Origin of the sequence: Treponema sp. OMZ 790 (genome assembly GCF_024181285.1) — a bacterium.
Taxonomy (GTDB): domain Bacteria; phylum Spirochaetota; class Spirochaetia; order Treponematales; family Treponemataceae; genus Treponema_B.
On record NZ_CP051201.1, the window covers coordinates 2,989,123 to 3,004,066 of the forward strand.

The 14,944-nt window shown below is 34.7% G+C and carries 20 protein-coding genes; 5 read left to right on the forward strand and 15 right to left on the reverse strand.

Annotated elements, in window-relative coordinates; all coding sequences use genetic code 11:
* Nucleotides 1-3: 3 nt before the first annotated feature.
* From E4O01_RS14140 to E4O01_RS14205, 14 genes are all read right to left on the reverse strand, one after another.
* The gene (locus tag E4O01_RS14140) at nt 4-333 is read right to left on the reverse strand and encodes a hypothetical protein (protein ID WP_253692941.1); all 330 of its coding nucleotides are present in this window, start codon (nt 331-333) and stop codon (nt 4-6) included.
* 32 nt (nt 334-365) lie between these two features.
* Nucleotides 366-803 carry an SMI1/KNR4 family protein gene (locus tag E4O01_RS14145; RefSeq protein WP_253692942.1) on the reverse strand — a complete coding sequence of 146 codons (438 nt, stop codon included), beginning with the start codon at nt 801-803 and terminating at the stop codon, nt 366-368.
* A 3-nt stretch (nt 804-806) separates the two neighbouring features.
* A complete protein-coding gene (locus tag E4O01_RS14150) occupies nt 807-1,319 on the reverse strand; it encodes a hypothetical protein (protein WP_253692943.1) in 513 nt (170 codons plus the stop codon).
* 1 nt (nt 1,320) lies between these two features.
* Nucleotides 1,321-1,914, reverse strand: coding sequence for a hypothetical protein (locus E4O01_RS14155; RefSeq protein ID WP_253692944.1), 594 nt, complete (start codon nt 1,912-1,914; stop codon nt 1,321-1,323).
* Nucleotides 1,911-2,318 carry a hypothetical protein gene (locus tag E4O01_RS14160; protein WP_253692945.1) on the reverse strand — a complete coding sequence of 136 codons (408 nt, stop codon included), beginning with the start codon at nt 2,316-2,318 and terminating at the stop codon, nt 1,911-1,913. Before E4O01_RS14160 ends, E4O01_RS14155 begins: the two co-directional genes overlap by 4 nt.
* Nucleotides 2,306-2,638 carry a hypothetical protein gene (locus E4O01_RS14165; protein ID WP_253692946.1) on the reverse strand — a complete coding sequence of 111 codons (333 nt, stop codon included), beginning with the start codon at nt 2,636-2,638 and terminating at the stop codon, nt 2,306-2,308. Before E4O01_RS14165 ends, E4O01_RS14160 begins: the two co-directional genes overlap by 13 nt.
* Nucleotides 2,639-2,744: 106 nt before the next feature.
* Complete coding sequence (locus E4O01_RS14170; RefSeq protein WP_253692947.1) at nt 2,745-3,044, reverse strand: hypothetical protein; 300 nt, start codon at nt 3,042-3,044, stop codon at nt 2,745-2,747.
* 123 nt (nt 3,045-3,167) lie between these two features.
* Nucleotides 3,168-3,746, reverse strand: a complete 579-nt coding sequence (locus E4O01_RS14175; protein ID WP_253692948.1) for a hypothetical protein — start codon at nt 3,744-3,746, stop codon at nt 3,168-3,170.
* Nucleotides 3,747-3,770: 24 nt separating this feature from the next.
* Nucleotides 3,771-4,565 (reverse strand): hypothetical protein, encoded by a 795-nt coding sequence (locus tag E4O01_RS14180; protein WP_253692949.1) that lies wholly within the window; start codon nt 4,563-4,565, stop codon nt 3,771-3,773.
* A gap of 325 nt (nt 4,566-4,890) precedes the next feature.
* Nucleotides 4,891-5,619, reverse strand: coding sequence for a hypothetical protein (locus E4O01_RS14185; RefSeq protein ID WP_253692950.1), 729 nt, complete (start codon nt 5,617-5,619; stop codon nt 4,891-4,893).
* Between the two features lie 127 nt (nt 5,620-5,746).
* A complete protein-coding gene (locus E4O01_RS14190; protein ID WP_253692951.1) occupies nt 5,747-5,956 on the reverse strand; it encodes a bacteriocin immunity protein in 210 nt (69 codons plus the stop codon).
* Between the two features lie 45 nt (nt 5,957-6,001).
* Nucleotides 6,002-6,538, reverse strand: a complete 537-nt coding sequence (locus E4O01_RS14195; RefSeq protein ID WP_253692952.1) for a DMP19 family protein — start codon at nt 6,536-6,538, stop codon at nt 6,002-6,004.
* A gap of 3 nt (nt 6,539-6,541) precedes the next feature.
* Nucleotides 6,542-7,345: a DUF2262 domain-containing protein gene (locus E4O01_RS14200; protein WP_253692953.1), complete on the reverse strand. Its 804-nt coding sequence runs from the start codon at nt 7,343-7,345 to the stop codon at nt 6,542-6,544.
* Nucleotides 7,346-7,481: 136 nt separating this feature from the next.
* Nucleotides 7,482-8,057, reverse strand: a complete 576-nt coding sequence (locus E4O01_RS14205; protein ID WP_253692954.1) for a glucosaminidase domain-containing protein — start codon at nt 8,055-8,057, stop codon at nt 7,482-7,484.
* A gap of 104 nt (nt 8,058-8,161) precedes the next feature.
* Between E4O01_RS14205 and E4O01_RS14210 the strand changes: the two genes are divergently transcribed.
* The 4 genes from E4O01_RS14210 (at nt 8,162) to E4O01_RS14225 (ending at nt 12,878) form a co-directional block, all read left to right on the forward strand.
* A complete protein-coding gene (locus tag E4O01_RS14210) occupies nt 8,162-8,947 on the forward strand; it encodes an ABC transporter ATP-binding protein (protein ID WP_253692955.1) in 786 nt (261 codons plus the stop codon).
* Between the two features lie 14 nt (nt 8,948-8,961).
* A complete protein-coding gene (locus E4O01_RS14215) occupies nt 8,962-9,762 on the forward strand; it encodes an ABC transporter permease (RefSeq protein ID WP_253692956.1) in 801 nt (266 codons plus the stop codon).
* Nucleotides 9,763-9,783: 21 nt separating this feature from the next.
* The gene (locus E4O01_RS14220) at nt 9,784-10,569 is read left to right on the forward strand and encodes an ABC transporter permease (RefSeq protein ID WP_253692957.1); all 786 of its coding nucleotides are present in this window, start codon (nt 9,784-9,786) and stop codon (nt 10,567-10,569) included.
* A gap of 188 nt (nt 10,570-10,757) precedes the next feature.
* A complete protein-coding gene (locus E4O01_RS14225; RefSeq protein WP_253692958.1) occupies nt 10,758-12,878 on the forward strand; it encodes a methyl-accepting chemotaxis protein in 2,121 nt (706 codons plus the stop codon).
* A 43-nt stretch (nt 12,879-12,921) separates the two neighbouring features.
* On the opposite strand, the gene E4O01_RS14230 is transcribed toward E4O01_RS14225, so the two are convergent.
* Nucleotides 12,922-13,716 carry a putative ABC transporter permease gene (locus E4O01_RS14230; protein WP_253692959.1) on the reverse strand — a complete coding sequence of 265 codons (795 nt, stop codon included), beginning with the start codon at nt 13,714-13,716 and terminating at the stop codon, nt 12,922-12,924.
* Nucleotides 13,717-14,095: 379 nt separating this feature from the next.
* Here E4O01_RS14230 and E4O01_RS14235 point away from each other — a divergent pair, with 379 nt between their 5' ends.
* Nucleotides 14,096-14,875, forward strand: coding sequence for a hypothetical protein (locus E4O01_RS14235; protein WP_253692960.1), 780 nt, complete (start codon nt 14,096-14,098; stop codon nt 14,873-14,875).
* Nucleotides 14,876-14,944: the final 69 nt, after the last annotated feature.

Sequence of the window (14,944 nt, forward strand, 5' to 3'; positions counted from 1 at the left end):
ATATCATTTTCTTTTATTTTTAAGTTTAAACACCATAGCAATAATCAAGACGCATACCCAAAGGCTAACTTCGGTTATACCTATCGTGATTAAGGCATCTTTAACCTCAGCACCGCCGCTGCCCTTGCCGTAAACTAAATACCACCACAGTGCGGAAACGGCAATCGAAACGGACAAAACTATTGCAGAGGCAATCCTGCCTTTTTTTGTCATCAGTCCGTTAGGGTTTTCTTTCGTTGCAAATTTCTTTGCACCTATTGTTACCAGTAAAAACAATCCCAATAAAAAAGGAGTTGCTAAGACCGCCATTTCAGGCGTTATTCCTATTCCCATATTTTCCCACCTCGTTTTTATTTTATCATTTTTTACCACTCTTCAAAATTTTGTTCAATGAGACGCTCAAATGAACAGGCAATAACCCGCTTTTTTTCTATGTCGAGATCAAATAAAACAACGCTTCCGTCAGCTTCAATCGCTATCGGATTCCCCGAACCGTCATCTGCAATCACAAGACTTGTATTTATTTCAGGGAACAGTTTTATATCATTAAATAATTTCCGGGCATAACGGGTTAATTCAATAATTGTTTCTTTGCCTATGGATTCTCCATTTTCAAAAGCGTGTATCGTCAAACCCGCATAAGCTCCTCCGAAAAGTTTTATAAATTCCTTATAGTCCTCATCGAGCTTTATATTAAGTTCTTGTTCGGCAGCGGTAATTTGCTCAATATCGGCAGGCTTTCCCCTTAGTGAAGGGTGTCTATCGAAAAATATTTGCAGCCGTTTTATCAATTTTTGTTTCATACCTTACTCCATAGACAATTCAAGATAATACTTTGCGAGCACTTTGAAAACACTGTCAAAAAAATAAAGAGAAAGAACAACAATTATAGGAATGATGATAAGCTCAATGTAATATAGTTTAACCGACATTGTATTTTGTTGAAAAATTTTTATTTTTCTTGTGAGCCGGCCAATAGCTAAAAAAAGGTTTGTTATTATAAATGCTATTAAAAATCTATACCCTTCGATAACAACATCAAAAGAAAATCTAAGAGCTTTGGCACCAGGCCATTTGCTTGGAAAATAGTACCCGATGATATACACCGCAATATTCAGCGTGATGTAGTTCAAAAAAGTTTTAAAATATCTATTTTCAATTTTGGGAAATAAATCCGGAAGTCCGCCCCAAAGGGGGGCCGAATCATTATATCTTCTTTGTTTTATCAACATGAAAAACCGCGTAATCAGCAGTATATCGGCTGTAAAAACTAAGAGAGTAAAAATTACCATTACTGTTGTAGTTAAAATTTTATTCATATTAATTTCTAAAGATATGCGGAAAATTCACTGTGAAAACTTCCTGTTCTTTGGGAGAAAGATTCTCGAAGTCTTTATTTATCCTTGCAAATATCTTTTTTGCAAGTTCATTTTCCGGGGCATATCTTGCAAGATACTCAACTATTAAAGAACCCGCTTCAGGTTTATTTTTTGAGCTTTTGATTGTTTTAAAACCGTACTCAGCTGCATAAGGAACAGCCTTGCCGTCCGGTTTGTGATTGAAGGCAACAACTGCGTACCACTTTGCTTTGAAATCTTGATTTAACAAGAGGCTCGCCAAATATTTATTTTCAGTCCCCTCGGCTAAGTAAGCAATCGTTAAAACACTTGCACCCTGCACATCTAAGTTCTTATAAGTGGTAACTTCTTTTAAATATTGAATTGCTTTCTGCGTTCCGAGCATACGCAGAGCTAAAACAGACCAATAGATTTCGTATTTATTACGGTTCATTTTAAGGCAATTAATCATAGTCTCTTCGGTGAAAGGCATTTTTTCATTATGAAAATATTCCGAAATTGCACCCGTTTCATCTATTTCGTCTAATGTCCAATTCGGAAAAAGCGTTGTCTTCATTTATTTTTTCCTCCTCTCAATTTTATATGATGTAATATAGCGTTGATATTTTCTACCATCGATGTTTTAATTTTCAGTTTATTCATATCTACTTCTTTTAAGTTTCCATCCTTGCCGTAGCCGCCGTATAGGACATCTTTTTTAAGGTTTGGTTTTAACGATAAAAACTCTTTATATGCCCGCTCATCTGCTCGTCCTTCAAACGAAGAACAAAACCATTCGCCTGTCATATAGCCGCTTTTGCCTATTTGCACGGCTAATGAAATATTGTGCAGCTCACATCTGCTTTGCTTTTCTGTATCAGGCCATTGGATCGGTCCTTGAAAATATTTACATCCTGCACAGCTAAGCCCGATGCTATCCCAGCGCGAAGAATATGAAAATATATCTTTTATTTTTGACATAATTTTTCTATTTCATCTTGCAATTTTTGATCCCATTCAAATTCCATATTGAATGAACCGTCAGCGTTTAAATAAAAAACGGCTTTGTTCCATTTATTTTTTCCGTCTTCTGTCATTATTTTGTGCAAATCTTTTATGTCTCTCATATTTTTAAAACTGTCAACTAAGGCTATGTTGCCGGCTGTGCCGTCCGGTTTTTTATATTGCAAAAAGCATTTTACCGCCCCTATATATTCAATCTGCAAAACAGCATTAACCCATTTTTCTTTAATTGAATCCGAAATCCGTTGTCCAATCCTCTTATAGATTTCATTTATCATACCAAGGCCTCCTTTTTTAATTATATCATAGTATTTGCTCTTTGATGAGTCTATCTAAATTTATTTTTTTTATTGTTCTATCTTTATCCATAATTTTTTCCATTTATCACAGAAGAGCTCTTAATAATACTTCTCGCAATCTATTAGTTAATTCTTCAGATGAGAGACATCCTATCGGCATTAGATTATCTAAAACTGAAACTCTTCTTTCAATCCAATTAAGACTATCATTGTAGAATAGATAGTAAGCAACATAAGCTATATCATCATTGTCTTTCAGTTTTCTTTTTAGTTTATCTAAAATAGATTTGTCTGTATTAAACCCGGCAGAGGCAACTTCTTTTTTGGCTATTTCCACGAAATTATCCCAAACATCATCACCGGAGTAGTACTGTTCTAAATTCATGACTTTATACCCAAATCTTCTTTTGAAAACCAAACATTACCGCATTCTCCGCAGCCTCAAAACTTTTCATCTTCGGTATCAATATAAGTTACAATTCCTTCCTGACAAATCGGAGCCACTGAACTATCCAAAAAAGAACGATAGAAAATCTTCAACTTGCTTTGTGCTTAAGCATTGCGAGAGAATACCTTCCGTATCATCAATAAAATTTTCTAAAGGCTCTTCCTCATCATCGCTTGTGTTAAATTTATATTTTTCTTCTTCCAGTTTCATACATTCAGATAAAAGAAAAAAGAAATCGGCAAGTGAAGAGCTTAAATGAAAGATCTGTCTTTTATCGATAGAACCATACACTCCTCCATTTTTCTTGTCAAAGTAAACAGCATCATCATTTCTATTTGCAAATACAACCCAATCTTTATTCCACTTTGTATCATCGTTTTGCCGCTGTCCTTCTTTATTAAGAATTATGTACCAGCCTTCCTGAGCTCTATCAAGTTTTATCTTAGGTTGAATGGTAAGAAAGAATTCTCCTCCGATTATTAACACATTATCGAAAGACATCAAAGAGTAAAACTGATCCAACTCATCTGTGCATTCGGTATTTTTCACGGCATCATCAATGACGGAAAAATTTCCCAGATCGGTTTTATTTCTGCCGAACACATTACTAAATTTTGTTAGAGCTTCTATTAGTTTCATAATATTTGTCCTTTTTTAATTATATCACAGTTTTTGTTCTTTGATAAGTTTATCCAAATATAATTTATCTACACCGATCCATTCAATGCTTGTTTTGCCATTTTTATAATTGCGATATTGGAAGATCATTTCATCCCTTGTTTGAAATAGTGCATTCACACCACAGCTATTTTCTAATTCACCTATCGTACAATCGATGATAAGCTCATCAATTAATTCAAGTGTAGATAAATCGAAAAGATAGCATTTCCCTTCAGTAGTACAAAAGATTCCGAAACTATCATTGATTTTTTGGATATTGGATAATGAATCTTTTTTAAATAGTGAATATGTTTTCTCGAGAATTTGTGTAAAATCGGAGGATGAAATTTTAATAAAGTTTGAGCTGTAAAAATCTGCAAGCAAAGCATATTTGTCGAAGCTAAACATATAGGATAAATTCTTTGGGAACTTATATATTACCTTCAGCTCATTATTGTCTAATTCTATGCAATAATCTTGAGAACCGTCCTGTCCTGCTGTAAAAGATACTATTATACGATTCTCTTCATTTAAGCCTGCAAAAGCTATTTCAGAACCGCTAAATTCATCTTCCAATTTTATGGAAACAATTTTATTTACGGCTTTATCGGATACCATTAAGCGTATGTAATTTTCGTCTATTCTCTTTGCCGCCCAAGTGATCTTACTTGTATGAGGCGACTGATAGATGACATCAGCTTGGATATTTAATTTTTTTTCAATCTCGGGATCAGGTTTTCTATTGAGGTCTTCTAAAAAGCAACCTTTGCTCTTATTATAGTATTTAATATAAATCATAGTTTAATATTGTATCTCCGCCCGATTTAAAAAAATTGAATCCGGATTATTAACCATTGGAATATAAATTATAAAAAGTCCGGATGATAATCCATAACCATATCTTTCAACAAAAGAAATATAAGAAGAAAATTTCCTTCCATTTTTAAAAGTAAAACTTTTAAGAACAGATAGATCTCCATTTGTAATTATGTTGCTATTTTTTATTAAACCGAAGTCCATATTATTCTTTATATCTGTATCTATTATACGCTAATTCGGTTTCGGTATCAAGGTGTTGTCCTTGGCAAAGGAAAGGATAATCACTTCAAAACAGAGTAAAAGACTAAATATTTTCAGAGATAAAATGACTCAAATCATTTTCAATAAATGAATTAAATGATTTATTTATAATATGTATTTGATTTTTCCCTATATCATGCAAATATACAGAAGTTTCATGAGGTATGATATATAACTCATCCCCATCACTATTCAACCATAATTCCCCAAATTTAATATATTCCTTCCGTAATTCTAACATATCAAAATCAATAAGAATTCCTTCCATTTTTAATTGCGAAATACAATAAAAAAATGCAATCACATCACTATGTAATAATTTATAAAAGAATGATGAGGTTAATTTTTCTTCGGTTAAATTATTTTCCACAACATCATTTTTCAGTAAGTGTTTTTTTATTACGGTAAACAAGTTAGGGTAACTTTGCTTCAATTTGGTAAATTTCAAGTCAAAATCAATAATATCAACTTTGTCATAGTTCAAGGAGATATCATCTATTTGCTTTCGCCATCCTTCCATATAATTGACTTGTGAATTTTCGTTATAAGATTGATTTATAGATTTTAAGTATTCACGAGCCGCATTTTGAGATATTAGAGCGGCACCCATTAAACCTTGTGGCATCTTAGGTTTTATCTTTAAATACCACCGCGGCGACAAAAATTGTTTTGCAAATTTTTCATTTTGTTTCCACCAATCAATCCATTCTTCGGGTAGGAATAGTCCTTCAGATAAATGTTTTAGCCCGTTTATTATATTATTTGTTTCCATGTTCGCATGTCTCCAAGTAGGATTATCACCCGCTAACCCATATCTATTATACGCTAATTCGGTTTTGCTATCAAGGTATTGACTTTGATAGCAGAAAGACAATCACCTCAAAAAACTTTATGCAAAATTATAATTGAAGAGGTTTATAAGATAATGCTTTTTCAACAATTTCTTCCGCTGTTAAACCGGCATATTCCAAGGAGAAAAATAAATCGGAAGCATTTGGATCTGGAATATTATCCAAAAATTTCAAAAGCATTTCATTATTCTCTTCTTCTGTTTTTCCGGCAGCATTCATTATATTTTTAGCAAGTTGTATTAATTCTTCTTTAGTCATAATGTTATTTCCCTCCGGATTCTACACAGTATTTGTATCTTTCCATTACTCTTCATCTGTTTCGTAACTGCCGACGAAGACAAATTTTTCGGGGTTGTTTTTAATGTAGGTTATCAGTTTATCGTCAAATTCATCGTGATTATAATAGAACCTATCATGCTTATCCAAAAAATCATTAAGAGCTTCTTCATCTTTTTTTTCCGCTTCTGAAAGCATATCCCAGCGCTGCTTCCTATCAAAAGAAATTGAGCCGCCAAAAAATTCTATCACTTCCAAGAAGTTCTTATATAAATCATCAATGCCAAAAAGCTTAAGACCTTCCAAGGCGTCTTGCCACACAATACCTGTGGAGTTGAAAAAAAACTGATGATGACCGCCGTTATCGGTTTCCACCGTATACCACTGCAGGGCTAATAAGTAACGCTGTTCCAAAGTAAAATCTTTAGCCGATTTTAGATATTCTTCATGCGTTCCGTAAATATTTACGGTGTACCACATAGGGTCAATGAGCCGATAAAGATCTATTTCTTCGCCCATTCCTTTAATGACTTCTGCCGTTAAATTTTCATTCATTGTTTTCATTTTTTATCCTTCTATATTCGCACTATCGAGTTTTCCGTCAAGATTTCCGTACACACAGATAATGTGCCCGAAAAACATATCATCATCATGCAGGTAAACAATAAAATTATTTTCAGGTTCGAGAACAATACTCGAAAGTTCAACCCTGTCGAAGAAGTCTTTTTTAGTAATTTCGGGAGTCTCCTTCTCCTGCCAATCATTTGCCAAGCCGGTAAGCTGTTCTGCTGCAAATTTTTTTATTCTGTTTAGCCACTCATCGAAATTTTTTGTTGCGGCTTTATAAGCACTCAAAATATTTTTTAATTCTTCCAAATCTTCCGTTTCTACATTCAGGTCAATATCTTCATCCTTATACTTTATTGCACCTTCGAACCAGTTATATTCTTTATTCAGAACAAAATAAAAATCCTCATCTTCATAGATAACTTCGGTATTATATTCTTTTAGAATTTTGTCAAATCTTTTATCTTTCACGTCCTCTTCTAAGACTTCCACGAGCATAAAAAGATGTTTATGTTTCGAAGAAGAGTTCGGTTTTTGCGGACGCACCTTCACTCGGAAGGCCGTTTGCGGCTTAAAATAATATTTCCAATCCCTATCTTTTACAAGCCACTCTAAGCGAATGGACTCGGAATAAAGTGAATTATCCGCAAGGTCGATAAAAGCGAGCGGGCGATTAGACGGTACCCACATATCGCCAAATTTAAATGCCCCGCCGGTTTTAGTTTCGATAAGCACTAAGATTTCTTTTTCTTCTTCAAGAAATTTTGATTCAAACTGTTCTTTTGTACTTATATTTTCTATCATGGTTCCTCCATAGATAAAATTTTTCACACTCTTGTTTTTAAGTATACAAGCTTTTATGCTTTTTGTAAACTCAGGTTTGTGGGCAGGTTTTTATATAATATAACTTGACAAGAGTATATACATTGAATAGTTCCGGTTAATAAACCGATTTGTACAATCTTTTCAATATGTTTTCAAGTTTTTTGCCGTAGTTTGGGTCTGCCGCCCAAGTTCCGGCAAGCCCGTAAATTGTAGGAGCCTTTCCCTTAGGATTAACATATTTATACCGCGGATCGGCTAGAGGGCGGACAAGAGGCTTGGATGCAGCATAGGCCTTTAGGTGCTGAACATGGGCTAAAACTCCCGTCTTCTCGGTTGGAAAACTTTCTCCTTTTTTCCCTTCTCCGATTGAACCAAGGCCGCAAAAATTATTCATCTCCACGCTTACCAAACCTCCGAAGCGTAAAAAACCTGTTTCCAAGCACATTTGCGAAAAAGCAATATCCGAATTTATTCCTTCAGCCTCAGACTCTTCTATATAAAATTGAGCAAGCCGCATTACCTTAGCCCTATCGGCCTTGGGATTTTGACTCATAAAAAAGGCGGTTAAATCTTCAGCCGAACATCTGCCTCGGCTTTCGATTAAATGAGGAGGACTTATAAACAAACTCAAACATGAAAAAAACAAAAAAGATAAACCAAAAATTAAAATATAAAAAATCCGCTTTTTCATAACTAGAGTTTCGGAAAAAATAAATCAGACTTGAATTTTCTATTGAACAAGTTTTTTCAAAATGATATAATACCGCCCCAATAAAAATTTTTATGGAAAAAAGAATGATTAGGGTCAAAAATATTTGCAAAACATACAAGGTCTCAAAAAGAAATAAGGGCTTAAAAGAAGCAGCAAAGGCTCTTTTTAAGAGAGACTATGATTATATAAAAGCCTTAAACGATATTTCTTTTACGATTAATGAAGGAGAAACCGTAGGTTACATCGGCCCGAACGGAGCCGGAAAGAGCTCTACCATAAAAGTTCTTTGCGGTATTCTTACACCGGACTCCGGTACTTGCGAAATTGCAGGTCTTGTTCCATGGAAAAAACGAGTGGAATATGTAAAAAATATCGGCGTAGTTTTCGGACAAAGAACTCAACTGTGGTGGGATATTCCCGTTATAGATTCCTTTGAGCTTTTAAAGGATATTTATTCCGTGCCTCAAAATCTTTTTCAAAATAATTTGGAAGAATTGATAAGTCTTTTAGATTTAAAAGAAATTATAAAAACTCCTGCCCGCCAACTTTCCCTAGGCCAAAGGATGAAGTGCGAAATTGCGGCCTCTCTTTTGCACAGCCCAAAAATTCTTTTTTTGGATGAGCCGACGATCGGGCTTGATGCTCTTTCAAAATTGACGGTAAGAAAATTTATTTCGGAACTGAATAAAAAAAATAAAACAACAATTATTTTAACCACCCACGATATGCAGGATATTGAAGCAATTACCGAGCGCATAATCTTAATAGACAAGGGAAAAATTCTTTTGGACGGAACTTTAAAAGACATCAAAAAAGAAAACCTCTCTTTGGATGAAAGCCTCGCCGAGTTTTATAAAAAAAATTGCTAAGGACTCTGCAGCTTATGAAAAAATATCTTTCTTTTTTTAAAATAAGATTTATCGCAAACTTACAGTATAGGGCTGCCGCCCTTGCAGGTATTTCGACTCAATTTGCATGGGGAACCTTAACTATTATCTTATTCAAAGCCTTTTATGAATCCTCTCCGCAAAACTTTCCTATGGGCTTTTACGCCTTTGTTTCTTATATTTGGATGCAGCAAGCCTTCTTAGCATTTTTTGCAATGTGGACCTTCGAGGGCGATATAACGGACTCTATTGTTTCAGGCTCCATTGTTTACCAAATGTCCAAACCGATCGAAATATACACTCTCTGGTTTACCCGCTCAGCAGCATTTAGACTTGCAAGAGGACTTTTAAGATGCTTCCCCGTTTTAATAATTGCCGCAATTTTACCTATGCCCTACCGTCTCGTAATGCCTGACCCTATTACTTTTTTAATATTTATAGGCTCCATGATTTTAGGCCTTTGTACGGCAGCTGCCTTTACCTGCCTGATATATGTGCTTTGTTTTTTTACGGTTTCTCCAAGAGGGCTTCAAATAGTATTTTTATCGGCTTCGGAAATGCTTATGGGGCAGGTAATTCCCATTCCTTTTTTCCCCGAAACAATAAGAAAGATTTTGGAATTGTCTCCCTTCACGGGGATTCAAAATATTCCTTTAAGAATTTTTTCTTACGATATTTCTACTGCCGATGCAGGTAAAAAAATACTCCTTCAAATATTTTGGCTCATTGTTTTATTTATATCGGGGAAACTTATTGCAAAGGCGGCAGAAAAAAAATTGGTGGTGCAAGGAGGTTAAATTAAAATTTTTAAGATAGGTATGAACGGTTTAAAACTTTATTTTAGATATATAGGTATTCTTTTAAAAAGCACAATGCAATATAAGCTTTCGTTTTTTTTGTCGTGCTTGGGGCAGTTTCTTTTAACCTGCAACAGCATCTTTGCTCTTTACTTTTTATTTGCGCGCTTTCAGTCCATAAAAGGATTTTCCTTTGCCGAAGTTATTTTTTGTTATTCAATAATGCAGTTGAGCTTTGCCCTTACCGAAAGCTATGCAAGAGGCTTTGATTCATTTTCTTCTCTGATTATAAACGGAGATTTTGACAGACTTCTTTTACGCCCTCGAAGACTCACCCTTCAAGTTCTGGGAAGCAAATTCGAATTTTCAAGGATAGGAAGACTTATTATAGCCGTCATTTTATTTTTTTACGGTTTAAAATTCGGAAATATAGATTGGTCGTTTTTAAAGGCTCTGACCATTTTCTTTATGCTCTTAGGAGGCATGGCAGTATTTTCAGGACTCTTTTTAATCTATGCAGCTATTTCTTTTTTTACAATACAGAGTCTTGAATTTATGAATATTTTTACACATGGAGCCGGAACCTTTGCCTCATATCCCGTTTCAATATACGGAAACAAAATTTTACGCTTTTGCACATTTATAATTCCTTATGCTCTTTTTCAATACTATCCTCTTTGGTTTTTATTCGATAAATATGAAAACCCGGCCCTCGCCTTTTTACCCCTTCTTTCATTTTTCTTTTTAATTCCTGCCTATCTTTTTTGGCGATTCGGCGTATCAAAATATAAGTCGACGGGGTCGTAAAAATATAAGACTTATTTATTTCTATTTTATAAATTTTCTCCATTATAATATTTTCCATGTATCTATTGCATAAATGCCTAGTAAAAATAAAAAAATTAGTTTATAATCAAGTAGTTCAACTCTTAATGTGCATTCAATAAAAATCAATTATAAATAGTTCTTAAAATAGCATTTTGAAGGAGCCGCATATGTTAGGTGGAAAAATTCATCAAAAAGAAAGAAGACGGTTTTCTATTTTAGGAAAGTTGATTTTCTTTTTTGGTTTGTTAATCCTGATTGGAGGATTTACAATGGGAGCCTCTGCTTTGTTTGTAGCGAAAAATGCCTTAACAGGAAAAATTGAAGGTGCGCTAATAATGAAGGCAAAGGATACGGCTGAAATTGTTGATGGCAGAGTTAATTCTTTTTTACAGCTTATGGAAGGGCTTGCACGTATTCCTGCACTTCGGGATTATAAACTCGATTTTTCAGAGAAAGCAGTAGCATTACAAAAAGATGCCAAGCGGAATAAAATGATAGAATACTTTGGAATTTCCGATAGAAATGGGATGAGATATTCTGCTGACGGTACTTCTTTTTTCGTTGGAGATAGAGAATGGTATAATGAAGCTATAGAAGGCCGGAACTTTATTTCCGAACCTATGGCAAACCGTAAAACAGGCAGATTACAGATTATACTTTCCGTACCTATTTATGATGATGAACAAAATATTTTGGGTGTGTTCAGCGCCGGTATTAACGGATTAGTTCTTAACGACCTAATCGATGACATTATAATAGGCGAAACAGGCGGCTGCTATATTATCGGTGCCACAGGAACAACAATTGCAGATAAAGACAGGCAATTAGTCGAAGACCAAGAGAACAGTATTAAAAAAGCTGAGTCCGAGCCGGACCTTAAAAGCATAGCCGATTTTGAACAAAAAGTATTAGCATCGTCTGAAGCCGGTTTAGATAGGTTTGTATACGAAGGTGAAGAAGAAATCGCCGCCTATTCTCCTATGAGAACCACAAACTGGAAAGTAATAGTCAGTGCTCCTGTTAATGAACTTATGCGTAGTCTTCAGCTCTTAAAAATTACAATGAGGCTTATCGGTATAACCATATTGATTGTATCTATCATTCTTACGGCTGTTATAGCCCTTACAATCGTAAGACCGATTACATCAGCAGTTAAAGCTCTTAAAAATATTGCAGATGGAGACGGCGATCTAACGGTACGCTTGCCCATCAAACGAAATGATGAAATAACCGATCTATCAAAATACTTTAACAGAACGATTGAAAAAATAGGAAACTCAATAAAGACAGTCGGTTCAGGAACTCAGGAAATGGAGCAGATAGGAAATGAACTTGCGAGTAACATGACTGAAACGGCAAGTGCAATACATCAAATAAGTACAAACATAGAAGGGGTGAAACAACAAGCCTTTACGCAGGCGGCAAGCGTCACCGAGACATCAGCAACTATAGAACAGATTATTAAAACCATCACACAATTAAATGGAATGATAGAATCTCAGGCTGTTAGTGTGGCTGAATCTTCATCAGCAATAGAACAAATGGTCGGCAACATAAGCTCAATAACTCAGACTCTTATAAAAACGGATGAAGCCATCAAAAATCTTGCAGAAGCTACAGCCGAAGGAAAAGAAACTCTTTCAGCATCAAATACGGTAACGCAAAAAATTTCGGAAGAATCGGGCGGCCTTTTAGAAGCTTCAAGCGTAATCCAGCATATTGCAAGTCAGACAAATCTGCTTGCGATGAATGCGGCAATTGAAGCAGCTCATGCCGGGGAAGCGGGAAAAGGTTTTGCAGTTGTTGCAGACGAAATTAGAAAACTTGCAGAAGAATCCAGCTCACAAGGAAAAACGATAACTTCAACCTTAAAAATTTTAAGTAAAGAGATTGAAAACCTTTCCACATCTTCAAAATTAGCTGAAGAAAAATTTGACAGTATCTTTGCCCTATCAGAACAAGTAAAACAGATGAGTGAAACTCTGATGCTTGCAATGAAAGAGCAAGAAAATGGCGGCCGTGAAGTTTTAACGGCAATTCATGATATCAATTTAATCACATCGCGTGTAAATGACGGTTCTGCCGAAATGTTGGAGGGAGGAAAAAATATCGCTGTTGAAATGCAAAAACTTGACGATCTTACCAGAGTCATTACCGCAAGTATGAATGAAATGGCAGCAGGAGCATTTCAAATAAATGAAGCGACCCAAGAAGTCAATAGCATCTCTCAAAAAAATAAAGAAAATATAAGCAGCCTTGTCACAGAGGTTGAAAAATTTAAAGTCTAAAAAGCGAGAGGAATAAAATTCTAATTTTATTCCTCTTTTTTTATTACCTCTTCTCCTTAAAATATTTTAAAAGTTTTAGATGTAAGTTATTTCTTCTTTGCCTGATGTTCGGGAAGGCCGATAAAATACGGCTCTTGTTTTTTTCGGCAATAAGTTTAAACTGCTCCTGTATTTTTTCATAAGCGGAATATCTATCCTGCTTTAATTTTTCTCGAAGAAGATTAAAACTTTCTGCAATATTGCTTTCGCTTATCCTTTCATGTATATCAAGAGTTTCAAGATGTGCATAAAAATTTTCCGTCAGACTCTTAATATGTAAGAGCGCATCATGAAGTCCGATAAGAGCTTTAAGCGTAAAAATAAAGTCGGCAGTAAAAATAAAAAGCAAGACTTTTGAAATAATCAGAATAAACAAATCGGGTATTTGATTTATATATTTTGAAATAAAAGGATTTATAATATACATTAAAGCAAGCCCCAATATTCCAAAAAGGGTTGAATTAATTGCGCAGACTCGTCCGTTAATATTAAGCTTATACTTTGAATAATCCCACCACAGGGTATCGAATAAATATTCCAAAATAAAACTTGCAGCGTATTCAAGAGAGCTTGTTAAAACCACGGCGGCAAAAAATAAAACTATGGGATGCGGGATTAAATTTTTCAACAAAAAAATTAAAATCAAAGCTCCAAAACCGTATATTGGACATACAGGTCCGTAAAGCATTCCGCGGTTTAACACAAGTTTCTTTTGTAAAAGAGAGCAATAAATTACTTCGCAAAACCACCCGATAAAACTGTAAATAGCAAAATATAAAATCAAACGATCCAATGACATAGTAGTATTTTATCATAGATAAAGGGAAATAACCATTGAAAGTTTAAAATATATTGACAAATAACCAACATCATAATCATAAGGTTTCGGTTGCATTTTGTAAATAGCTCAAAAATTGCCCATTATATTGCACAATATTAGGTATATTGATAGCATTTGCGAGAAGTTCCTAACTTTTTGCAAATGATTCCATAGTATACGAAAAGGCTACCTCTTGACAAATCTTGCCGGTTTTTGTTATATGGGGTATTAATCAATTTTACAGAAAGCGAGTAAAACTTTTTTCTAACTGGTCGAAGTTAAAGAAAAAACATCAAAAGTTTATCAAATTCGAGTATTTTTCTTTGGATAAATAATAAATTTGTACGGGGAGATTTTTATGAAAAAACTGGCTTTTATATTGGCATTGGCGGGAATGCTTGTTGGGTGCAGTAAAAACACTGAGGTAAGCACGAACCAAAGCATTACAAGGGAAACAGAAACTGAAATGCAAAACGAATCAAGCACTATTGCACAGGATGCCGCGAGTGTGGAAAGTGTTAGTGAAACTAAAACAGAAGAGCCATGGATCGCCCTTATTGAAAAGGATATAGGAGCAATTTTCTTTCAAAATGAAAAATATAAGATACTTCCAGCCGGTAAAAATGACTGCCTCGAATTTAACTTTGAAATAGAAAAAGGCATTAAGGTTGATGTAGCACTGAGATCCAAATATTTTGAAGATGATACAATGAGGTTCACGCTACCAGAATGGTTTCAAGAATATGCAAAAGTTGTTTTATCATCTTCAACGCTGCCCCATGATTTACAAAAAGAAAGGGGTGTTTTTGAAATAAACGGTCATAAATTTGCACGAACCATTAAGGTTACTGAATTTGCTCCTGATATTGTTTTCTTTCGATTGAGTTATTATACGACAACACCCTTGTATACGCTAGAGTGTATTTTTTCGAGAGGCGCAGAGGAATTCAAAGAAGAAGCACCACAGTACTTTGAAGAAAATGGAGACTGGAAAGGAGAAATGCCTTCAAGCGAAGCCGGATATATTGAATTTGTAAAAAAGATAATTGACGGTACAATTGAAAGTGAAACCGCACGGGAATTGTATAAAATAAGTGAAGACTTTATGAAGACTATTGAAATAATAACACTGGAGTAATTATTAGTTTCTTTCAGAATAATTAACGTCTTCATTTGACTGTAAGGCGTTATCTCCAAAGAAAAGCAT